At 62.8% G+C, this 22,275-nt stretch carries 18 protein-coding genes; 16 read left to right on the top strand and 2 right to left on the bottom strand.

What is annotated here, in order from left to right:
- Positions 1-188: 188 nt before the first annotated feature.
- Positions 189-1,895, bottom strand: coding sequence for a methyl-accepting chemotaxis protein (locus LMTR3_RS06660; protein ID WP_065744287.1), 1,707 nt, complete (start codon positions 1,893-1,895; stop codon positions 189-191).
- Between the two features lie 465 nt (positions 1,896-2,360).
- On the opposite strand from LMTR3_RS06660, the gene LMTR3_RS06655 reads away from it, so the two are divergent.
- From LMTR3_RS06655 to LMTR3_RS06630, 6 genes are all read left to right on the top strand, one after another.
- Positions 2,361-2,942 (top strand): hypothetical protein, encoded by a 582-nt coding sequence (locus LMTR3_RS06655; RefSeq protein ID WP_210184678.1) that lies wholly within the window; start codon positions 2,361-2,363, stop codon positions 2,940-2,942.
- Between the two features lie 165 nt (positions 2,943-3,107).
- Entirely contained in the window at positions 3,108-4,490 is a 1,383-nt protein-coding gene (locus LMTR3_RS06650) for an ethanolamine ammonia-lyase subunit EutB (RefSeq protein ID WP_065744285.1), read from the top strand.
- Positions 4,491-4,622: 132 nt separating this feature from the next.
- Positions 4,623-6,209 (top strand): B12-binding domain-containing radical SAM protein, encoded by a 1,587-nt coding sequence (locus LMTR3_RS06645; protein ID WP_065744284.1) that lies wholly within the window; start codon positions 4,623-4,625, stop codon positions 6,207-6,209.
- Between the two features lie 5 nt (positions 6,210-6,214).
- Entirely contained in the window at positions 6,215-7,009 is a 795-nt protein-coding gene (gene eutC, locus LMTR3_RS06640; RefSeq protein ID WP_065744283.1) for an ethanolamine ammonia-lyase subunit EutC, read from the top strand.
- 209 nt (positions 7,010-7,218) lie between these two features.
- A complete protein-coding gene (locus LMTR3_RS06635; RefSeq protein ID WP_065744282.1) occupies positions 7,219-9,609 on the top strand; it encodes an efflux RND transporter permease subunit in 2,391 nt (796 codons plus the stop codon).
- Positions 9,610-9,667: 58 nt separating this feature from the next.
- Positions 9,668-10,726, top strand: a complete 1,059-nt coding sequence (locus LMTR3_RS06630; protein WP_065744281.1) for a hypothetical protein — start codon at positions 9,668-9,670, stop codon at positions 10,724-10,726.
- Positions 10,727-10,795: 69 nt separating this feature from the next.
- Here the strand turns inward: LMTR3_RS06630 and LMTR3_RS06625 are convergent, their stop codons facing one another.
- A complete protein-coding gene (locus LMTR3_RS06625; RefSeq protein ID WP_065744280.1) occupies positions 10,796-11,299 on the bottom strand; it encodes a hypothetical protein in 504 nt (167 codons plus the stop codon).
- A 425-nt stretch (positions 11,300-11,724) separates the two neighbouring features.
- Between LMTR3_RS06625 and LMTR3_RS06620 the strand changes: the two genes are divergently transcribed.
- The 10 genes from LMTR3_RS06620 to LMTR3_RS06575 all read left to right on the top strand — a co-directional run bounded on the left by LMTR3_RS06620 (position 11,725) and on the right by LMTR3_RS06575 (position 22,268).
- A complete protein-coding gene (locus tag LMTR3_RS06620) occupies positions 11,725-11,961 on the top strand; it encodes a hypothetical protein (protein WP_065744279.1) in 237 nt (78 codons plus the stop codon).
- Positions 11,962-12,154: 193 nt separating this feature from the next.
- On the top strand, positions 12,155-13,033 hold the full coding sequence (gene hpnC / locus LMTR3_RS06615; RefSeq protein WP_065744278.1) for a squalene synthase HpnC: 879 nt from the start codon (positions 12,155-12,157) through the stop codon (positions 13,031-13,033).
- Positions 13,030-13,869, top strand: a complete 840-nt coding sequence (gene hpnD / locus LMTR3_RS06610) for a presqualene diphosphate synthase HpnD (protein ID WP_065744277.1) — start codon at positions 13,030-13,032, stop codon at positions 13,867-13,869. Before hpnC ends, hpnD begins: the two co-directional genes overlap by 4 nt.
- Complete coding sequence (hpnE, locus tag LMTR3_RS06605; protein WP_065744276.1) at positions 13,869-15,122, top strand: hydroxysqualene dehydroxylase HpnE; 1,254 nt, start codon at positions 13,869-13,871, stop codon at positions 15,120-15,122. Before hpnD ends, hpnE begins: the two co-directional genes overlap by 1 nt.
- Positions 15,123-15,187: 65 nt before the next feature.
- Positions 15,188-17,149 (top strand): squalene--hopene cyclase, encoded by a 1,962-nt coding sequence (gene shc, locus LMTR3_RS06600; protein ID WP_065744333.1) that lies wholly within the window; start codon positions 15,188-15,190, stop codon positions 17,147-17,149.
- A 26-nt stretch (positions 17,150-17,175) separates the two neighbouring features.
- Positions 17,176-17,892, top strand: coding sequence for a phosphorylase (locus LMTR3_RS06595; RefSeq protein WP_245319787.1), 717 nt, complete (start codon positions 17,176-17,178; stop codon positions 17,890-17,892).
- 263 nt (positions 17,893-18,155) lie between these two features.
- Entirely contained in the window at positions 18,156-18,800 is a 645-nt protein-coding gene (locus tag LMTR3_RS06590) for a TetR/AcrR family transcriptional regulator (RefSeq protein WP_065744275.1), read from the top strand.
- On the top strand, positions 18,797-20,485 hold the full coding sequence (locus LMTR3_RS06585) for an acyl-CoA dehydrogenase family protein (protein ID WP_065744274.1): 1,689 nt from the start codon (positions 18,797-18,799) through the stop codon (positions 20,483-20,485). Before LMTR3_RS06590 ends, LMTR3_RS06585 begins: the two co-directional genes overlap by 4 nt.
- A gap of 26 nt (positions 20,486-20,511) precedes the next feature.
- Positions 20,512-21,357, top strand: a complete 846-nt coding sequence (locus LMTR3_RS06580) for a class II aldolase/adducin family protein (protein ID WP_065744273.1) — start codon at positions 20,512-20,514, stop codon at positions 21,355-21,357.
- Positions 21,354-22,268: a Rossmann-like and DUF2520 domain-containing protein gene (locus tag LMTR3_RS06575; protein ID WP_065744272.1), complete on the top strand. Its 915-nt coding sequence runs from the start codon at positions 21,354-21,356 to the stop codon at positions 22,266-22,268. Before LMTR3_RS06580 ends, LMTR3_RS06575 begins: the two co-directional genes overlap by 4 nt.
- Positions 22,269-22,275 lie beyond the last annotated feature (7 nt).

Below are 22,275 nucleotides of genomic sequence, written 5' to 3'. Positions count from 1 at the left end.
AGATATGACTCACGGACGTTGCGTGGACTGCCATCAGGCTGCTTCTCCCGAACAAGTCCTGCGGCGTGCCGAGGGCCCAATAGTCGGCGTGTCGGCGGATTAAGTGTCAATCCGAAGTCTTGCCGAACTTTGCGGAGCCAGATTCGTAGGCTCCTCACACTCTGGCGCGAACCCGAGATGCCGCCGGCTTACGTGCCGGTCTTGCGCGCCGGCTCCGACGAATCCGCACGCAGGTTGCGGAAGAATTTTTCGACCTCGCGCGACAGCGTTTCGGCCGTGGCCGTCAGTTCGCTGGATGCAGTAAGGACCGAAGTCGCCGCCGTGCTCGTCGTGCCGATGGCGTCGCTGAGCGACCCGATATTGACGACCAGCGTTCCGTTGCCCTGCGCCGCCAATTGCGCGTTCGCCGAGATTTCACGGGTCGCCGCATCCTGCTGCTCGATTGCGCTGGCGATGATGGAAGTCACCTCGTTGATGTCGCGCACGGCGGCGCCGATCTCGCGGACCGCTTCGACGGAGGTTTTGGTCGACGTCTGGATCAGGCCGACGTTCTGGCCGATTTCGGCGGTCGCCTTGGCGGTCTGCTCGGCCAGCGCCTTGACCTCGTGGGCGACCACGGCGAAGCCGCGGCCGGCGTCGCCGGCGCGCGCGGCTTCGATCGTTGCGTTGAGCGCCAGGAGGTTGGTTTGCTCGGCGATCGCCTGGATCAGGTTGAGCACGCCGTCGATGCGCTGGGTCGCAGCCGCAAGCCCCTCGATTTCGGAGACCGATTTCTCGGTGCGCTGGCCCGCCTGCTCGACGGCGCTGGCCGACTGGCGCACCTGGCGGCCGATTTCCTCGACGGAAGCGGAGAGCTCTTCGGCAGCGCTCGCGACGGCGGAGACGTTGCTGGAGGCCTGTTCGGTCGCACCGTTGGCGGCCACCGCGCGTCCGCTTGCTTCCGATGAGACGCTGGCGATGGTCTGGGCGGTGCCGCGCATCGAGCTCGCATTGTCGGTGACCGCGCGCAGCACGCCGCCGATCGCTTCCCGGAACGCATCGACCGAGGCTTCGATGTGGCGGGTACGCTCATCGCGCGCTCTGGAATCTTCCAGCACCTGCGAATTGAGGTTGCGGTTGCGATCCATCGCTTCCTGGAAGATCTTGATGGCACGGGCGAGCGCGCCGATTTCGTCGGCGCGTTCAGCATGTGGAACCTCGATGCCTTCGGCGCCGTCGGCAACCTGCTTGATGGTGGCGGTGATGACCGAGAGCGGGCGCGCGATCGAACGGGAAATGATCAGCACGCCCAGGACGACCACCACCAGCGCCAGCACGCCGAGGCAAGTCAGGATAAATGCCATCGTATGGTTGGTGTCGGTCTGTTGGGCCAGCCTCCTGCTGCGTTCGGCGTAGACCTTGGAGAGCGCCTCGAGATCCTTGTTCAGTGCGGTGCGCACCTGGCGGTTGGCGTCGTTGTCGCCCCATTCACGCCCCGCAGCCCCGTTGATCTCGACACCGCGGCGAACCAGCTCCTTGCGGAAGTCGACGAACTGTTCGATGCGCTTCTTGAAGGTGGCGAACTGCTGGGCGTCGTCGGCCTGGACCAGCGTTTCCCAGTTCTTCACGACATCAAGGATGCGCTCGTTGAACTTGAGGAGTCCGTCGCCGTATTTCTTCACCACCGCCGGCTCGCTCGACATGTAGATGCCGCGCGATTCCATCACGACCGCATAGACCAGCGAATTGATGCGCTCGACGTTGAGCGCGGCGCGGCTGGCGATCGAGACCGCTTCGGTGAGGGCCGCGTTCTGGCGGGTGTTGTAATCGGACAAGGCCGTGATGGCTGCGACGAGCAACGCGAACAGCGCGAAGATCGAATACAATTTGGCTGCAAGCGAAAATCGGGATGCCATGGCGTCACCAAAATAAGTACGGGAAAATTCAGCCGTACCGGCACGCCGGAGTAGGATCCAGTGAATGCCGTCAGCGCAGGCAATGTGCTGAATTTTGGTGGAGAATGTCTTAACGCGCGAAGTTCGTGGAACCGCAACTAAAGACAAATCATCGAATAACTTCAAATGATTACTTGAATATCGCGATATGACTCGCCGGGAAAATTCGGCAGGTTGGTGCGACTGCAACGGGCCTTGGTATATCAGCGCAATTGGAGGTGGCCGGTGCGGCGAAAGATGCGCGGTCCCGGAAGTGCCCGACAAGACGAGCCGGTACCGCCATGACGGCGCAGCCGCATGATCCTCCGAAGAACGGTTGGCAGGCATTCGTGGCGCGAATCAAGCTAGACAGCGAGCACGGCGAAGGTGGCGCCGCGCTGCTTCGATTATGCGTGAGAATTGGGACTCATGACTCAAAGTGCCGCCTTGCCGGGCAATCTCGATCTCTATCTCCACGTGCGCGTGCTGATCGCCCTGATCCTCGGGCTCAGCGTCACGCGTCTGGTCAGTGGCATCGCGGCATTGGTCCAGCACCCCGGTCGCTACGCGATTTGGCCTGTACATCTTGGCTGGGTCGCCTGGGCGCTCCTGAACGTGGTTGCCTTCTGGTGGTGGGAGTTTCGGCTGAGCCACATCCAGCACTGGACGTATGGCCTTTACTTCTTCGTTTGCGTGTACGCATCGATGTACTATTTCCTGAGCGTCCTGCTTTTCCCGCAGGATCTCGATGAATATAAGGGCTACGAGGACTACTTTCTCTCCCGCCGCCGCTGGTTCTTCGGCTTTGCGGCCCTCACGGAAGCGCTCGATGTGGTCGATACCTGGATAAAGGGCGAAGCGCATCTGCGATCGCTGGGGCTGGAATATCTCGTCGCCACCAGCGCATTCATTTTGCTGTCCGTGGTAGCCGCGAGAACGCGCAACCCAAAATTCCACATGTTGTTTGCGCTCAGCGCGGTGGCTTACCAAATAAGCTTTTCGATCCGCCATTTTGGTACGCTGGATTAATCACAGGCGGGACGTTGATGGCTGGTCCCGTCCACCGCGCACGGCCTCGAGCGGATCGATGCCCGGACGATGCCGACACTTCGCTGATTGCGGCCTGTAGCCTTGGCCGGTCGCCCGGCATAGACTAGCCAGGCAACGGAGTGGATACGGCGCAGGAAGGTCAGCATGGTCTATCGGCAGATCATCGGTGCCACCACCTATGCGTTCGACGGTTTGCGCGAGCTGCTTGCCAAGGCGACGCCGCCGCGATCCGGCGACCGTCTTGCCGGCATCGCGGCCGATAGCGCGGAACAGATGATCGCAGCGCGAATGGCGCTCGCCGACGTGCCGCTGAAGCAGTTCCTCAACGAGGCTGTCATTTCCTATGAGGAAGACGAGATCACCCGGCTGATCATCGACAGCCACGATGCGCCGGGCTTTGCCGCCATATCGTCGCTGACCGTCGGCGGCTTCCGCGACTGGCTGCTCTCCGATGCCGCAACAAGCGAGTCTTTGGCGAAGGTCTCGCGCGGGATCACGCCGGAAATGGCTGCCGGCGTCTCAAAACTGATGCGTAACCAGGATCTGATCCTGGTCGCCAAGAAATGCGCCGTGACCTCGGCCTTTCGCAACACCATCGGCCTGAAGGGGCGGATGAGCGTGCGGCTGCAGCCCAACCATCCCTTCGATGATACCAAGGGCATTACCGCCTCGATCCTCGACGGCATTCTCCTGGGCTCGGGCGATGCCTGCATCGGCATCAATCCGGCCAGCGACGATCCGGCCGTGATCGGCGAGTTGCTGCGGCTGCTCGACGGCATCATCTCGCGGCTGCATATCCCGACGCAGGGCTGTGTGCTCACGCATGTCACCACGACGCTTGGATTGATCGGGCAGGGCGCGCCGGTCGATCTGGTATTCCAGTCGATCGCGGGAACGGAGGCTGCCAATCGCAGTTTTGGTGTCGATCTCGCGCTGCTGCGCGAGGCGCGTGAGGCGGGGCTGTCGCTTCGCCGCGGTACGGTCGGCGACAATTTGATGTATTTCGAAACGGGGCAGGGCTCGGCGCTGTCGGCCAACGCCCATCACAATGTCGACCAGCAGACATGCGAGGCGCGGGCCTACGCGGTGGCGCGCGCGTTCGATCCGTTGCTGGTCAACAGCGTCGTCGGTTTCATCGGTCCGGAGTATCTTTACGACGGCAAGGAAATCATCCGCGCCGGCCTGGAGGACCATTTCTGCGGCAAGCTGCTCGGCCTGCCGCTTGGGGTCGACGTCTGCTACACCAACCATGCCGAGGCCGACCAGGACGACATGGACAATCTGCTGACGCTATTGGCCGCCGCCGGCGTCACCTTCATCATGGGCGTACCGGGCGCCGACGACGTCATGCTGAACTATCAGTCGACTTCCTTCCACGACGCGCTCTACGTCCGGGACCTCTTCGGCTTGAAGCGGGCGCCGGAGTTCGACGATTGGCTTGTCCGATCAGGCCTCGCGGACGGCAATTTCCGGCTTGCCGGCAATGCCGGCCTGCTGCCCGAATTTGCCTCGCGGCTGATCGCCTGAACTCCAGCCTGCAGATTTTCGTGCAACCAATTGAACCCAAAGCGAGTTAGAAGTCACAGTCACAATGTTGAAGAATTTCTGGCCCAACTTTCAATGTCGTGCTTAAATTCATGTCAGCCTTGAGGAAATTTGATGAGAGCTGAGGGCATTGGAACGGTACGGCGTATCCTGTGCGTCTTCCCGCGCTATACGTCTTCTTTCGGCACGTTCGAATACGCCTATCCCCTGACCGCTGGCGTGAAGGCTTTCATGCCGCCACAGGGCCTGCTCCTGATCGCGGCCTATCTCCCGGCAAACTGGCAGGTGCGTTTCATCGACGAGAACATTCGCCCCGCCAGCAAGGAAGACTTCGAATGGGCGGAAGCGGTGTTCGTCAGCGGCATGCACATCCAGCGCCAGCAGATGAACGACATCTGTCGCCGCGCCCATGCCTTCGATCTTGCGGTCGCGATCGGCGGCCCGTCGGTGAGCGCGTGCCCGGATTACTATCCCTCGTTCGACTATCTCCATGTCGGCGAACTCGGCGACGCCACCGATGAACTGATCGCGCGGCTGGCGCGCGACCCTTCGCGTCCCGAGCAGCAGGTGGTGCTGACGACCAGCGAACGCCTGTCGATGACGGAGTTTCCGATTCCGGCCTACGAACTGGCCGAGGTGAAGAAATATCTGCTCGGCAGCATCCAGTATTCGAGCGGCTGCCCCTATCAGTGCGAGTTCTGCGACATCCCCGGGCTCTATGGCCGCAATCCGCGCCTGAAGACGCCGCAGCAGATCGTTGCCGAACTCGACAGGATGTGCGAATGCGGCATCACCGACACGGTCTATTTCGTCGATGACAATTTCATCGGCAACCGCAAGGCCACGCTGGATTTGCTGCCGCACCTGATCGAATGGCAGAAGAGGACGGGCTACGTCGTGCGGCTGGCCTGCGAGGCGACGCTGAACATCGCCAAGCGGCCCGAGATCCTGGAGAAGATGCGCGAGGCGAGGTTCGTCACCGTGTTCTGCGGCATCGAGACGCCCGATCCCGATGCGCTGCACGCAATGCACAAGGACCACAACATGATGGTCCCGATCCACGAAGGCATCCACACCATCAATTCCTACGGCATGGAGGTCGTCTCCGGCATCATCATGGGTCTCGACACCGACAAGCCGGGCACGGCGGACGCACTGCTCAACTTCGTCGATGAATCGCGGATTCCGCTGCTGACGATCAATCTGCTGCAGGCGCTGCCAAAGACGCCGTTGTGGGACCGGCTGGAGCGCGAAGGCCGGCTCAACGAGGACGAGAGCCGCGATTCCAACGTCGAATTCCTGATGCCCTACGACCAGGTCATCAATTCCTGGAAGCGATGCATGGAGGTCGCCTTCCAGCCCGAGAAGCTCTACGCGCGTTACCAGTATCAATGCGACTACACCTACGCCAACCGGATCAAGGTGCCGGTTGCGCCTGAAATGAAGACCTGGCCCAACATCAGGCGCGCGCTGATCATGCTGCGCAACATCTTCTGGCAGGTCGGGGTGCTCAGCGATTACAGGCGCGTGTTCTGGAAATTCGCGATCGGGCGCCTCAGGCGCGGCGATCTCGAAGGGCTGATCGGTTCGGCCACGATCGCGCATCATCTGATCAAGTTCGCGCGTGCGGCGTCCGGCGGCCAGCAGAACGCGTCGAACTATTCGATCCGGCTGCGCGAGGCCTCCGTGCCTGCCGAGTAAGGATCATGAAAACGCCGGCGCCGCCGACCCGCTCGCTCGAAGCCCTGCGGGAGCTGACGCCGGCGCGCGTCGGGCTCGGCCGCTCCGGCGCGAGCATGCCGACCGACGCGCTGCTTGCCTTCACCCTCGACCACGCACGCGCGCGCGATGCCGTGCATGCCCCATTCGATGCGCGGCAACTCGTTGCGGAATTGGCCGGCCTCGGCCTGCAGGTCAGCGAGGTTTCCAGTCAGGCTCGCAACCGGCGCGACTATCTGCGCCGCCCCGATCTCGGACGCATGCTCGACCCGGATTCACGGCGCGCGCTGGAAAGGCGAGGCGGCGGTGCGAACCAGGTTGTAATCGTGATCGGCGACGGGCTGTCGCCGGCGGCCGTCAATGTCCACGCGGTGGACCTGGTTCGCCATCTTGCTCCGCGCCTGGCGGAGACCGGGATCCGGTGCGGCCATGTCGTGGTCGCTTCCGGTGCACGCGTGGCGCTGGGCGATGAGATCGGTGCCGTGCTCGGCGCGCAGATGGTGGTGATGCTGATCGGCGAGCGGCCCGGCCTGTCGGCCCCCGACAGTCTCGGCGCCTATCTGACCTTTGCGCCGCGCATCGGCCTCACCGACGAGAAGCGCAATTGCGTATCCAATATCCACGGCGCAGGCCTGAGCTACGATGAGGCCACCTTCAAGATCGCGTGGTTGGTGCGTGAAGGCATCGCGCGCCAGGTCACGGGCGTGGCGCTGAAGGACGAAAGCGGAACCGCGCTGATCGCCGCCAGTGGTGCTGGCAGGTGTGGCAAATCAGAGACTTAACGCGCATTTTCGACATTTGCGTGCCGATTTGCCCTGCCGCGCGCGCTTGCCGGATCAGGTTCGGGCCTGTAAAACGGCGCCGATTAATTTACCGCGTGATTTCAAGGGCTAGTGCCGATCGGATAGGGGCTGGCAAAGCCGTATTCGCGCCACCAAGCTGCACAAAAAACCAAGCTACACAAACAGGCGACGTGAGAACTGGACAGGGTATGCTCGACAAGAACTCGGAAAGTCGCGTCCACGTCGCAGCCATTGAGGAACCGCCGCCGGGCAAGAGCATCGCCTTCGGGCTCGAGCGCATGGGGCTGATCGCGGTCAAAGCGCCGATCCTGTCCATGGTCATTCTCGCGGTGCTGATCGTGGCGGCGATCTTCGGCATCCAGCGCATCAAGATCGACGACTCGCTGAGCCAGTTGTTCCGCTCCGATTCCAAGGACTTCAAGCAATATGAGGCCGTGACCAAGCGCTTTCCGGCGACCGAATTCGACGTGCTGGTCGTGGTCGAGGGCAAGACGCTGCTGGCCCGCGAGAACCTCGAAAAGATCCGCAACATGGTCACCGACCTGCAACTGGTCGAGGGTGTGCGCGGCCTGGTCTCGCTGTTTTCGGCGCGTCAGGCGCCGGAGCCCGGCAAGTTGCCGGCCGCGCTGTTCCCGCCCGAACTGCCGCAGGGCGCCGCCTACGACAAGTTCGTGGAGACCGTCAAATCCAACGAGATCATTCGCGGCAAGCTGTTGTCCGAGGATGGCACTCTGGCGCTGATCGTGCTGTCGCTGGAGCCGAAGGTCGTTTCCTCGAACGAGCTCGGTACGGTGGTCGGCGAAATGCGGAAGATCATGGCCGAGGATCTTTCCGGCAGCGGGCTCAACGCCCAGCTTTCCGGCGTTCCCGTCATGCAGCTCGAGATCCGCAACGCGGTCAAGCGCGACGGGCTGACCTACAATATTCTCGGTATCCTGGCCGGCTGCATCATCGCGATCATTTTCTTCCGCAAGATATCGTTCATGGTCGTTGCGGCCTTCCCGCCGATCATCGCGATCCTGCTCGCGCTCGGTGGCCTCGGGTGGGCCGGTTTCAATCTCAACATGTTCCTGAACGTGATGACGCCGCTCATCATGGTGATCAGCTTCTCGGACTCCATGCAGCTGACGTTCGCGGCGCGCGACCGGCTGATTGCGGGCCAGGACAAGCTGAAGGCCTTCACCAACGCCGTGCTGGTAGTCGGCCCGGCCTGCGTGCTGACCCATGGCACCGCCGGCATTTCCTTCATCGCGCTGCAATTCTCCGATTCCGAACTGATCCGCAAATTCGGCGAGGCCGGTCTTGCCGCCACCATCATCGCGCTGGTGGCCGTGCTGTCGCTGGTGCCGGTATTCGGCGTGCTGTTCGTCCGCAACGAGAAGATTTTTGCGGTGAAATTCCAGAGCGCCGACGCCGGCGTGCAGGCGCTGCGCAATTTCTGTTACTGGATTGCGGTGCGCATGGTCGGTCGCCCCGGGCTGTTCAGCCTGATAGCGCTGCTTTTCGTCGCCGGCCTCGGCTACATCTACGCGACGCTGGAGCCACGCTACCGGCTCGCCGATCAGGTGCCGGACAAGCGGCAGGCGGTGGCGGCATCGAGCCGGCTAGACGCCAAGCTCACCGGCGCCAATCCGATCGACGTGCTGATCGAATTCCCCAAGGGCGCCTCGCTCTACGCGCCGGAAACCTTGAAGACGATCGCCGAGGTCCACTCGATGGTCGAGAAGTCGGCCGGTGTCGGCAACGTCTGGTCGCTGGAAACGCTGCGCCGCTGGCTCGCCGAGAAGGCCGGCAGCAGCGACGTCGCGACGCTGAAGGAATATGTCAGCGTCATCCCGGAACATCTGGTCCGCCGCTTCATCTCGGCCGATCAGGATGCCGTGGTGGTGTCAGGGCGCGTTCCCGATCTCGATTCGAGCGAAATCCTTCCCGTCGTCGACAAGCTCGACAAGGCGCTCGACAAGGTGCGGGCCGAGCATCCCGGCTATGAAATCGCGGTCACCGGTCTGTCGGCGATTGCCGCGCGCAACAGCGCCAACATGATTTCGAAGCTGAATGCCGGCCTCACGGTCGAGTTCCTGCTGGTCGCGATCTTCATTGGCCTCGCATTCCGCTCGGTCGTGGTGATGTTCTCCTGCATCCTGCCGGGCATCTTCCCGGTCGTGGCATCGGGCACGGTGCTCTGGATAATGGGTGAGGGGCTGCAATTCGCCAGCGTGGTCGCGCTGACGGTATCGTTCGGCCTCGGCTTGAGCGCCACCATCCACTTCCTCAACCGCTTGCGGCTGGAGAGCAAGCCGGGCGTGACTGCGGGACTGGCGGTCGAGCGCGCCACCGTGCTGGTCGGTCCGGCGCTGATTCTGACTACGGTGGTGCTGGCCTGCGGCCTCGGCGTCACCGTGTTCTCCGATTTGCCGTCGCTGCGGCTGTTCGGCTGGCTCAGTGCGTTCTCGATGATCGCAGCGCTGGTCGCTGACCTCTTCATCCTGCGGCCGACCTCGATGTTCCTGATCAGCCTGTCGGAAAAGATTCGCGGCGTCAGTCACGTCAAGCCCGCGGACAACAAGGCTGCCGAGTAACGAACGCTGCTGAACAACAGGGGTTGCCGGCCAACGGCAGCCGCAGAGGGGCTGAGGAATGACGTCTGCAGGATTAGCCGCTCGCCCTGCGGCCGACGCTGTCGCCTACCGCGCGGTCGAACACATCTATCATTCCTATCTCACCGGGCTGATCCTGATGCTGGCGTCGCGGGCCGGCGCGCCGCGCGCGGCCGAGGTGGTATTTCGCACCTTCCGGCGCCAGCAACTGGCGCGCTTCCTTCCCGGATTGAAGAAGCTCGGCCTCGACCAGCTTCCGCATGCGGTCGCGTGCGCCCAGTATCACTATCTGTCGAACCAGGTCGGCGGCGTAAAGGTCGAATATGTCCGCGAGAGCGACACCAAGGCCTGGGTGCGCTATCCGCCGCCGCGCTGGATCTGGTCCGGCACGGCCATTTGCGGAATCCCCTCGGAAGTCTCGCGGGCGATGTTGCGCGGATGGCATGCCAATAACGGCGTCGTGCTCGGCAATCCCAGGCTCGGCTTTGTCTGCACGGGTCAGACCGTCGACGGTCAGCCGGGGCTCGAAGGTTACTACAAGGAATGGAATCACGATCTCGCGCCCGAGGAGCGACTGCAGTTTTCGCCGGGCGAACGCTGTCCGCCGTTCCGTGCCGAGCTCGCGCCGCGCCTGCCGGAGAACACATGGCCGGAGGAACGGCTGCAGAAGGTGCTTCGCAATTATGCGATGGAGTACATCACCTCGATCGTTCCGGAGACGATTGCCGTGCTCGGACCGGAGGAGGGCGGCCATCTCGCCGGCGCCGCGGCGCGGCTCGTCGGGATGCACACCTTCGACGACGTCGCTGCGCTGCTGGGTGGCGTGGAGGCGGGGGCGGTGGGTTTCGCCAAGGCCTTCGTCCGGCTTGCGCGGGGGCAGGACGACGATGCGGAACTGCAAGTCGAAGGTACGGGCGCAACCGTGCGCCAGACTTCGTGGCGCCTGATGGCGGAACGTGAAGCGCTGTCGCCTCAAGTGTTCGATGCCTGGAACGAATTGTGGGTGGGCGCCGCGCTCGCGCATGATCGCTTCATGCGCGTCGAGGTGACGGAACGCCGCGACCGCGGTGATGCGTATTGGGCGTGGCAATTCCGCTGAGCTGCCGAAAATAAAAATGGCGGCACCCGGGGGAAGCCGCCATTGGCGCTACTGCTTTGAAGAACCGAATCAGGTCCTGGTCATCGTGATCTTGACGCCGCGGATCTCGCCCTTGGAGTCGATCTGCACGCTCTGCTTGTTGCCGGTGGTGCGCAGATTCAGGTTGGCTGCAAATCCCGATGCTTCGACAAACACGTCGATCTGGCCGCCGCCGGCGGTGCCCTGCAAATTGCCGAAGATGTTTCGGCTCTTTTCGCTCCAGTTGCCCGAAATCCGTTCACCCTGGCTGGTAACATCGCTCGATAGATCGAACTTGTAGCTGTCGCTGGCGCAGTGCAGGTTTTGCTTCAGGCCAAGCCCGTTGGCGTTGACCTTGTAGTCGGCCTTGCAGCGGATGTTCTCGGTGGTGCCGTTGGACAGCGCGACCGTGCCTGTGCCGCTCCAGTTTCCATCAAAGCCGGCAAACGGGCCGCCCGCTTGCGCATGGCTTTGAGCGACCGACAACATCAGCGCGGCGCCGACGCCGGCCACTGCAAGAGCCTGACGGAGCAAGCTGGAACCAAACAGTTTCATCGTGAGTCTTCCCCTCAAATAGACGTTCTTCGCAAAGATAGGTCTCGCCGCATCGAAGATTTAGTGTTCCCGCAGTATGTTAGGTTCAAATGACCGTATGCTGTTTCCGGCGGTCGTGGCAGAAGAAACGCGCAAGCGACCGAGAGGAATCAAAGCGCTCCATCAGCTCCGTCGGCGCAGCATCTAGCTTCGCCCAAGACCGTCTGCAAGAACCAATTTCCGAGAAAGTGTGGCAGAAATACACGTTAGATATCAGCCGGTTATTTACCGTGCTGGGAGCACCGTAAATTTAGCCGTATTTGCCATGCTTGTCCTGTGCGCGTTGCTGCGTTACGCGGCACCTGCCATCCAAACAAAATCCGCCCCGGCGATGCCGAAACGCAAATCGGGAACGGGATTTCATGCTGCCGAAATGAAGGAATACGATGCGTAAATCTCTCCTGGCCCTCACCTTGTTGTCGATCTCGTCGAGTATCGCCTTCGCCCAGCAACCACAGCGCAGCGGAACGGCGGAGGAGCAGAAGGCCTGTACGCGCGACGTGCAGAAATTCTGCCGCCCGGTCATCGATCAGGGCGATCTCACGATCCTGGCGTGCCTCAAGGAAAATCGGCCCAAGATCAGCGCGGCCTGCAACCAGGTTCTCAAGAACAACGGCCAATAAGGCGCACCGCGTCCGTTAACCCTCGCGGAAAAAGCCGTTTTTTCGGCTCTATGACGCGCGTCACGGGCGGGGTTGATCAGACCATATAGCATTGGTTTTGGCGGCGTATTCCCCTATATGGGGCTCGCGATCTTCTCGCATGCGCCGGGCACCGGCGCATGCCGCCAATCCCGATTGATGTAGCCAGTTCTTGATGACCACCGCGAGCGACCTGCGATCCGGAAAGACCGACCGCGACGAGAATTTTCCTGTCGCGTCGTGGATCATTCATCCGCGTCACAGGGCGCTGATCCTCGCATTCTACAATTTCGTCAGGACTGCCGACGACATCGCCGACCACGCGACCCTTAGCGCGGAAGATAAGCTGCGCTATCTCGATCTGCTCGAAGCCGAGCTGCTCGGCAAGGGCGACACGCAAGCGGAGGCCGTCAATCTGCGCCGTGCCTTGGCCGAGCGCGCGATGGCGCCGCGCCACGCGCTCGACGTGCTGGTCGCGTTCCGGATGGACGTAAATAAGCTACGCTACGAAAACTGGGACGACGTCATTCATTATTGCCGCTATTCTGCCATGCCGGTCGGCCGTTTCATGCTCGACGTTCATGGCGAGAGCACTGCGACCTGGGCCGCTTCCGACGCGCTGTGCGCGGGATTGCAGATCAACAACCATTTGCAGGACTGCGGCAAGGACTACAAAAACCTCAACCGCGTCTACCTGCCGCGCGATGCGTTGGCAGCAAGCGGGGCCACCGTCGAGATGCTGGGTGAGGCGAAATCGCAACCGGCGCTGTTGCAATGTCTCCATGCGCTCGCGGTGCGGACTGAAACTCTTCTCAATGAAAGCAAGTCGTTGAGTGCCGCGGTAAAGGATTTCCGGCTCGGGCTCGATATTGCCGTGATCCAGGCGTTTGCCGACAAGATCGTCGGCATGCTGAAAGTGCGCGATCCGCTGAGCGAGCGCGTGCATTTGAGCAAGCTGGAGTTGCTCGGCCATACCATCGGCGGCATCGCCGGCGAGATCACCCGCCGCGCGATCGGACGCCGTCCCCAGGCAAATCCGGCGGCCGGCGCATGACGTTGCATCCGGCGGCGGCCAACGCAGATTACGGTGCCACCGCATCCGGCAGCTCGTTCTATGCTGCGATGCGCATCCTGCCGCGCGACCAGCGCGAGGCGATGTTCCAGATCTACAGCTTCTGCCGCCAGGTCGACGACATCGCCGATTCCGATGGCCCGCGGCCCGAGCGGCTGGCCGCGCTCCAGCAATGGCGCGACGATATCGATGCGCTGTACCGGGGTCACCCACCGCCGCGCCTGCAGGACTACGCCGCGTCGGTCAAGACCTTCGGTCTCAAGCGCGAGGACTTTCTGGCCGTCGTCGACGGCATGGAGATGGACGTGCCGCAAGACATCCGGGCGCCGGATCTTGCCACCCTCGATCTCTATTGCGACCGCGTCGCCAGCGCCGTCGGGCGACTGTCGGTGCGCGTGTTCGGCCTGCCTGAGGAAGACGGCATCCTGCTCGCCCACCATCTTGGGCGCGCGCTGCAATTGACCAATATCCTGCGCGACATCGATGAAGACGCCGGCCTCGGTCGCCTCTATCTGCCACGCGAGGGGCTGCTGCTTGCCGGCATCACGACCGACGATCCGCAGCGGGTGATCGTCGATCGCGCATTGCCGAAAGTATGTCTGCCGCTGGCCGAGCGCGCGAAAAAGCATTTCGAGAAAGCCGACGAAATCATGAAGCGCAATTCGCGGCGCGTGGTGCGCGCGCCGCGGATCATGTCGAAATATTACCGCGCGATCCTGGACTTGCTGCTGGCCCGGGGCTTTGCCGCTCCGCGCGAGCCGGTCCGCGTCCACAAATGGGCGAAGATCGCCATCCTTCTCCGATACGCGATCATCTGATGCAGAAAAACGTTCATATCATCGGCGCCGGCATTTCCGGCCTTTCAGCGGCCGTGCGGCTCGCCAACGCCAATTACCTGGTGCATGTCCACGAGGCCACGCAGCAGACCGGCGGCCGTTGCCGGTCCTATTTCGATGCGGCCACCAACCTCACCATCGACAACGGCAATCATTTGCTGTTGTCCGGCAACCGTCATGCGCTGGCCTACGCCAAATCGATCGGCACCGAGGCAGGGCTGGTCGGGCCAAAGGCTGCGCAGTTTCCCTTTATCGACATCTCAACCGGCCAGCGCTGGCAACTCGACCTTGGCGACGGCAAGTTGCCGTTGTGGGTGTTCGACGAGGCTCGCCGCGTCCCTGATACGAAGCTGTTCGATTACCTCGCATTGATGCCGCTGATCTGGGCAGGGACCGATAAACTGGTCGGCAATGCGATCCGCTGCAAGGGCACGCTGTACCAGCGGCTGGTGCAGCCGCTGCTGTTGGCCGCGCTCAATGTCGATCCGCCGGAGGGTTCGGCGGGCCTGGCCGGCGCGATCGTGCGGGAAACGTTGCTGGCGGGCGGGCAGGCCTGCCGGCCGCTGATCGCGCGCGATGGCCTCAGCGCTGTGCTGGTCGAGCCGGCGATCAAGCTTTTGCAGGACAGGGGCGCCTCGATCCAACTCGGCCATGAGCTGCGCGAACTCGTGATGAAGGGGAGCCATGTCGGCGAGCTGAAATTCGTTGGCGACACCATCGCGCTCGGCTCCGACGACGTCGTGGTACTCGCCGTGCCGCCGCGCCCTGCGGCGGCGCTGCTGCCCGGATTGAAGACGCCGTCGAAATTCCGGGCGATTGTCAACGCGCATTTCCGCTTCGACCCGCCCAAGGATGCGCCGCCGATTCTCGGCGTCGTCGGCGGGCTGGTGGAGTGGCTGTTCGCATTCCCGCAGCGGTTGTCGGTCACCATCAGCAATGGCGACCGGCTCGTCGACATGCCGCGCGAAGAACTCGCGCTGGCGATTTGGCGGGATGTCTGCAAAGCCGCCGGCCTGCCGGGCGAATTGCCGCTGCCGCCCTGGCAGATCGTGCGCGAACGCCGTGCGACTTTTGAGGCTACGCCGGAGCAGAACGCACTGCGGCCGGGTGCGGTGACATCGTTCAAAAACCTGTTTCTCGCCGGCGACTGGACTGATACCGGATTACCGGCAACCATCGAGGGATCGGTGCGGTCAGGCGATCGCGCCGCCGATCTGGTCCTGGCGAGGCGTTAAGCCTGAGGACGAGTTGCGTGACCGGCCTCACAGAGCCCGTCGCGAATATAGGGATGTATAGCGAAATGCTTGCCATCGACAAAACAAACACCGTCGACCCCGTTGCGCTGGAGAAGAGCATCGCTTCCGCGACCGAGGCGCTGTTCGGTTACCGCCAATCCGACGGACACTGGGTATTCGAGCTGGAAGCCGACAGCACCATCCCTGCCGAATACATCCTGCTGCGCCACTATCTCGCCGAGCCCATCGACAATGAGCTCGAAGCCAAGATCGCGAACTATCTACGTCGCACCCAAGGCAATCATGGCGGGTGGCCGCTGGTGCAGGATGGCCCGTTCGACATGAGCGCCAGCGTCAAATCCTACTTCGCGCTGAAGATGATTGGCGATTCCGTCGATGCGCCGCATATGGTGCGCGCGCGCGAGGCGATCCGCTCCCGCGGCGGTGCTGCCCGCGTCAACGTTTTCACGCGGTTTCTGCTGGCGTTCTACGGTGTATTGACTTGGCGCGCGGTGCCGGTGCTGCCGGTCGAGATCATGCTGTTGCCGATGTGGTCGCCGTTCCATCTCAACAAGATTTCCTATTGGGCGCGCACCACGATCGTGCCGCTGATGGTGATGGCAGCGTTGAAGCCGCTGGCGAAGAATCCCAAGGGCGTCGGCATCGACGAGCTGTTTCTGCAGGATCCCAAGTCGGTCGGGATGAACACGAAGGCGCCGCATCAAAGCTGGGGCTGGTTCACGCTGTTCAGCGCGCTGGACAAGATCCTGCGCGTGGTCGAACCGTTGTTTCCGAAAAAGCTGCGCCAGCGCGCGATCGACGCCGCGCTCGCGTTTACCGAGGAGCGGCTCAACGGCGAAGACGGCATGGGTGCGATCTATCCGCCGATGGCCAACATCGTCATGATGTACGACGCGCTCGGCAAGGGACCGGATTATCCGCCGCGTGCGGTCACCCGCAAGGGCATCGACAAGTTGCTCGTGATCGGCGAGCACGAGGCCTATTGCCAGCCCTGCGTCTCGCCGGTGTGGGACACAGCGCTGACCTGCCACGCGTTGGCGGAAGCGGGCGGCGAGGACACGCTCAAGAAGATGAAGCAGGGTCTCGACTGGCTGAAGCCGCGGCAGGTGCTCGACCTCAAGGGCGACTGGGCGGCGAAGGCGCCCGACGTTCGTCCCGGCGGCTGGGCATTCCAGTACAACAACGACCATTATCCCGATCTCGACGACACCGCGGTGGTCGTGATGGCGATGGACCGGGCGCGCCGACAGACCGGCAGCAAGGAATACGATCAGGCGATTGCGCGCGGCCGCGAGTGGATCGAGGGCCTGCAGAGCCGTGATGGCGGCTGGGCCGCCTTCGACGTCAACAACCTTGAATATTACCTCAACAACATCCCGTTCTCCGATCACGGTGCGCTGCTCGATCCGCCGACCGAGGACGTCACCGCGCGCTGCATCTCGATGCTGGCTCAGCTCGGCGAGACCGCGCAGACCAGCAAGGCGGTCGCGGACGGGATTGCCTATTTGCGCCGCACCCAGCTCGCGGAAGGCTCCTGGTACGGCCGCTGGGGGCTGAACTACATCTACGGAACCTGGTCGGTGCTGTGTGCGCTCAATGCCGCCGGCGTGGACCATCAGGATCCCATGATTCGGAAGGCGGCGGACTGGCTGGTTTCGATCCAGAACCGGGATGGCGGCTGGGGCGAGGATGCGGTCAGTTACCGACTCGATTACAAGGGATATGAGCAGGCGCCATCGACCTCCTCGCAAACGGCATGGGCCTTGCTTGGCCTGATGGCGGCCGGCGAGGTGGAACATCCGGCTGTCGTACGGGGCGTGGAGTACCTAAAAGCCACACAGACGGAGAAAGGACTCTGGGACGAGGCGCGCTACACGGCTACGGGCTTCCCGCGAGTGTTTTACTTGCGGTATCATGGCTACTCGAAGTTCTTTCCGCTCTGGGCGCTGGCGCGGTATCGGAATTTGAGAAGCACCAACAGCAGGGTGGTAGGGGTCGGGATGTGACTTGGGGGGCGGGGGCCGCCGCGATCGTGGACAGTTCGGTTGATCGCAATTCGAATGATCCGCGGCCGGTTTTGATCGTTACAGGATTGGTGCAGGAAGCCCGTATTGCGGCCGGGCCCGGCATGATCGTTATCTGCAGTTCCAGCGATCCGCAGCAATTGCGCGCGCTGCTGGCAACGCTGGATCCTACCACTTTCAGGGGTGTGATCTCGTTCGGCGTCGCCGGCGGGCTCGATCCGTCGCTGAAATCAGGCGATGTGGTGGTTGCAACCGAGGTTCTGGCCGGCGATACCCGGTTTCTGGCAGGCTTGGCGCTGAACGAGGAAATGATTACCCGCGCTGCGCTGCGCCGCCGGCGCGTGGTACGTGGCATTCTTTCGGGTGTGGAACAAGTGATCGCGGCGACCGCCTGCAAGGCCGCGCTGCATTCGGAGACCGGGGCGGCAGCGGTCGATATGGAGAGCCACATCGCGGCGGCCTATGCGGCCGAGGCGGGGCTTCCGTTCGCGGCGCTGCGGGTCATCTCCGATCCGGCCACAAGGGCGCTTCCGGCGCTTGCCAAGAGCGCCATCAAGCCGAACGGCGATATCGACCTCGGCAAGGTGCTGCGCGGGGTAGTGCGCAATCCCGCCACGCTGCGCGCGCTGGTCTCCACGGGGCTCGATTTCAACCGCGCGCTGCGCTCGCTGCGCGGCTGCCGCGGCTTTTTGCACGGCGAGAGCCTCGCCACCGCGGAGATCTGATCCGCCCGGGGTGTTGGACTTCAGAAGGCGTCAAATCAGATAAAGGGCTCCGGGTCGCTCGAACCGGGGCCCTAAAATTAGGTGGATCCGCTACATCAAGCGTGCACGCCGCCGAACGACGCACGGCCTGTACAATCGGGTAACCCTCATGCCGAACTGACTGGCGCCGTTAGGCTGACCTCGGGGCCGGGTCGGCGCTTGACAAAAACCGCCATTGAATTGAGAATGAATAATGATCCTCTATTCATGAATTAAGGTTCATTATGGCAATCGCCGCTGTCCGCCTCAATCAACTCATTGAAACCAAAGCGCGGATTCTGGATGCCGCACGGGACGCCGTGGCGCTGAGCGGGTGGAAGGATGCCCAGATCGCCCTCATCGCCGCACGGGCGGGAGTGGCGACGGGCAGCGTGTACCGCTATTTCGATTCGAAGGCGGACCTGTACGCGCAAGTGCTTGGGCTGGTTTCCGAGCGCGAGGTGGCCGTGGTCGCCGCGATCGCCGAGGCCGAAGGGTCTGCGTCCCAGTGTTTGGTGGACGCGATTTACACCTTTGCGATCCGGGCAATGCGCGGCCGCCGTCTGGCCTACGCGCTGATCGCCGAACCGTGCGAACCGGAGATCGATGCGGCGCGCCTGAAATACCGGGCGGCCCTGGCCGATCAAGTCGCCCGGCTTGTTCGGCGTGGCATCGCGAGCGGCGAATTCATTCAGATCGATGCGAACGTCGCTGCATCGTGCGTGACCGGCGCTTTCATGGAGGCCCTGGTCGGTCCTCTGGCGCCGGAAGCGGCGCCCGATTCCGAAGCGGCAAGGGTGATCGCACAAGAGATCGCGGGGCTTTCCGCGCGCATGCTGTTTCAGCGCGCCACGCCCGAATTGAAACTCGTATCGAAAGCTTCCGCATGAATGCGCTTGCCCAGCCGGTTGCCATCGCGGAAGCGCAGGCGAGCCCGTTTGCCACCCACGAAGTCCGCAATCAAGCGCGGCCACCCCTCGGTTTCAACGCATTCGACGGCGATCGGGCGTTAAGCGGACTGGTCGCGAAGATTGCGCCGTGGACGAAGGACAAGCTTTCTGCACTCGGAGCTCACGCCGGCTGCGAAACCGTGCAGGAGGCTGCGCGACTAGCCAACGAACACCAACCGAAGCTGCTGACCCATGACCGGTACGGCAACCGGAATGATTGGGTCGAGTTTCATCCGGCCTGGCATCAATTGATGGCGCTGGCGTTCCAGAGCGAGGTCCATAGCCTGGCGTGGTCGACGAGCGAACCAAACGGACATTTCGCGCGCGCGGCGCTGAGCTATCTCTGGAATCAGATCGAGAACGGCGTCGGTTGCCCGACCGGGATGGCTTACGCCGCAATCGCCGGATTTTCCGGCAAGCCGCAATTTGCGACGTGGCGGGAGCGAACGCTGGTGGCGGACTATGATCCGCGGCGCCTCCCCATCGACGCCAAGCGTGCGGCCGTCATCGGCTATGCGATGACTGAGAAGCAGGGCGGCTCCGATCTGCGTGAAACCCAGACGACCGCACGTTTCGTCGAACGCGGCGCCCATGGCGAAATCTATTCGATCACTGGCCACAAGTGGTTTTTTTCAGTGCCGGTAGCTGACGGGTTCTACACACTGGCGCGAACCGAATCCGGCGTAAGCTGTCTGTTCGTGCCGCGCCTGCTGCCCGATGGCAGCGCCAACCGCTTCTTCATTTTGCGCTTGAAGGACAAGTGTGGCAACCGCTCGAACGCTTCATGCGAGATCGAGTACCACGACACGTGGTCGATCCTTGTCGGCGAAGAAGGACGCGGCATCAGGGAAATCCTTTCGCATGCTCATCTGACCAGGCTGGATTTCGCGGTAGGCTCCGCCGGACTGATGCGGCAGGCCTTGAGCCTGGCGTTGAGCCACGCGCAAACGCGAACTGCGTTCGGCAGGCCGATGTCCGAGCTCCCCATGCAACGCAATGTGCTAGCCGACCTCGCTCTCGAGAGCGAGGCGGCGATGCTCGGCGCATTCCGGGTCGCGCGTGCAACCGACGGCCTGCAGGCCAGCGAACACGATCGGCTCCTGGCGCGTGTCGCGACGCCCGTGGTGAAGTTCTGGAATTGTCAACGCGCGCCGTCGTTCAGCTACGAGTGCCTGCAGGTGCATGGCGGCAACGGCTTCATCATGGAGAATGCGATGGCGCGCCTTTACCGCGAGGCGCCGCTGAATTCGATCTGGGAAGGCACCTCGAACATGATGTGCATGGACGTTCTGCGAGCCATACAGCGGGATACCGGTTGTCGGGACGCCTTTGTCGACGAATTGCGGGCGAGCAGGGGCCTCAACCGGATTTATGACAACAGCACGGAAGATCTGGCCGATCGATTGCGTGCGCAATATCCGGATGACGGGCATGCGAGGGCCCTGGTCACGCGCATGGCGCATGCGTTGCAGGCTGCCGAGATGCTGCAGCATGGCGATGCAGATGCCGCCGATCTGTTCGTGAAATCACGGCTGGGCATGGATGGGGTGCATGTATTCGGTGCGCTTCCATCGTCGGAAGGCCTTGGTCGGATCGTGGAGCGTGCCGCGGTCATCCGCCACTAGAGGGGGCCGCGGTTGCGGCGAGTAATATGCGTCAAACCGAAATTCGCTCCGTCAACGACATCCGGGCCGCTGTGGGCGAGGCGGAGTGGGCGACCCGGGTTGATCTCGCGGCGTGCTATCGACTGGTGGCGCTCTACGGAATGACCGACCTGATCTACAATCACATCAGTGCGCAGGTGCCGGGGCATGACGACCAGTACCTGATCAATCCGTATGGGATGCTGTACGAGGAAATCACCGCATCGAGTCTCGTCAAGATCGATATTGAGGGCCGGACCTTGCTGCAGCCCGATCATGGCTACAGTGTCAACGTGGCAGGTTTCTACCTGCATGCCCCGATTCACCGGGCCCGGCCCGACGTGAAGTGCGTTCTCCATACCCACACCCGGGCAGGCACGGCCGTCAGCGCGCTTGCCGGAGGGTTGCTTCCGCTGTCCCAGACTGCGATGCGGTTTCACGGGCGGATCGGCTACCACGACTTCGAGGGACCGGCGATCGATCGGAACGAATGCGACCGGGTTGTCGCCGATCTCGGCCGAAACAACGTATTGGTTCTGCGCAACCATGGCCTGCTGGTCTGCGGCAATACGATTCCGCAGGCGTTCAATGCCATCTATTGGCTGGAGCAGGCTTGCCGGATACAGGTCGACGCGCTCGGCTGCGGCCAGCCGCTTCACGCGCCGACCGAACCGGCGATCAACAACACCGTGACCTGCTTCGCGGGCACCGAGATCACGCTGGAAAATGAGCGTGATACCAATCCGACGTTGAATGAAGCTGCGCAAAAAAATCTGCAAGCCGGCTACGGCCTGCTGGAATGGCCGGCGCTGCTGCGAAGGCTCGACCGCATCGACGGGAGCTATGCGCAATGAGTGCGGCGCTCGCGGCGTTGAGAATAGGCTTCATCGGCGCCGGTCGTGTGGCGCAAACGCTAGCGCCGGCGTTTGACCGCGCGGGCCTCCGCGTCACCGCATTCCACAACCGCGGCCTCGATGCGGCACGGCGCTTGGGATTCCGCGTACCGTCAGCGCGGCCGATGACGCATGCGCAGCAGGTCGTGGACAATTGCGATATGGTCTTCCTGGCGGTGAGCGACGACGCGATCCTGCCGGTGTGCCGCGATCTGCGCTGGGAGACGCGTCACCGCGTCGTCCATTGCAGCGGAGCGACCGAACTGACAGCGTTGGATCACGCGAAATCCGCTGGGGCCGTTACCGGCGGATTTCATCCGATGCAGATGTTTGCAAATCCCGACGTCGCGCTCAAGGGGCTGCGCGGATGCACCGTCGGCATCGAGGCAGAACCCGATTTCAGGCGCGAACTGGAAATGCTCGCGACCAGCATCGGTTGCGAACCGCTGGCGCTGCCGCCCGGCGTTCGGGCGCTTTATCACGCCTCGGCTTACTATGTCGGTCCGTTCCTGATTGCTCTGCTCAAGGAAGGGGTCGACCTCTGGAAGAGTTTTGGCGCCAGTGAGGCCGACGCGCTGCGTGCCATGATGCCGCTGCTGCGTGGGACGGTCGCGGCCGTTCGGGACGGCGGTTTGGCGAACGGCATGGGCGGGTGCGTGGCGCGTGGCGATGTCGGAACGATCCTCAAGCACCTCGAAGCGTTGGACGAGCGGTTTCCTTCCTCGGGCGCATTGTACCGCGAACTGGCACTCCGGAATGTCCCGCTCGGGATCGAGCGTGGCACGCTCAGTTCGCTGCGCGCGGCAGAGATCGAGAATCTGCTGCGGACTCGTCGGGAGGAATCGGAGCTATCCGGATCGCGATCCCGTTAGGCCCCGC

The sequence above is a fragment of the Bradyrhizobium sp. LMTR 3 genome, from assembly GCF_001693485.1.
Lineage (GTDB): Bacteria > Pseudomonadota > Alphaproteobacteria > Rhizobiales > Xanthobacteraceae > Bradyrhizobium.
Note: the sequence above shows the minus strand (reverse complement) of the source record. Positions and strands in the feature narration are given on the sequence as shown.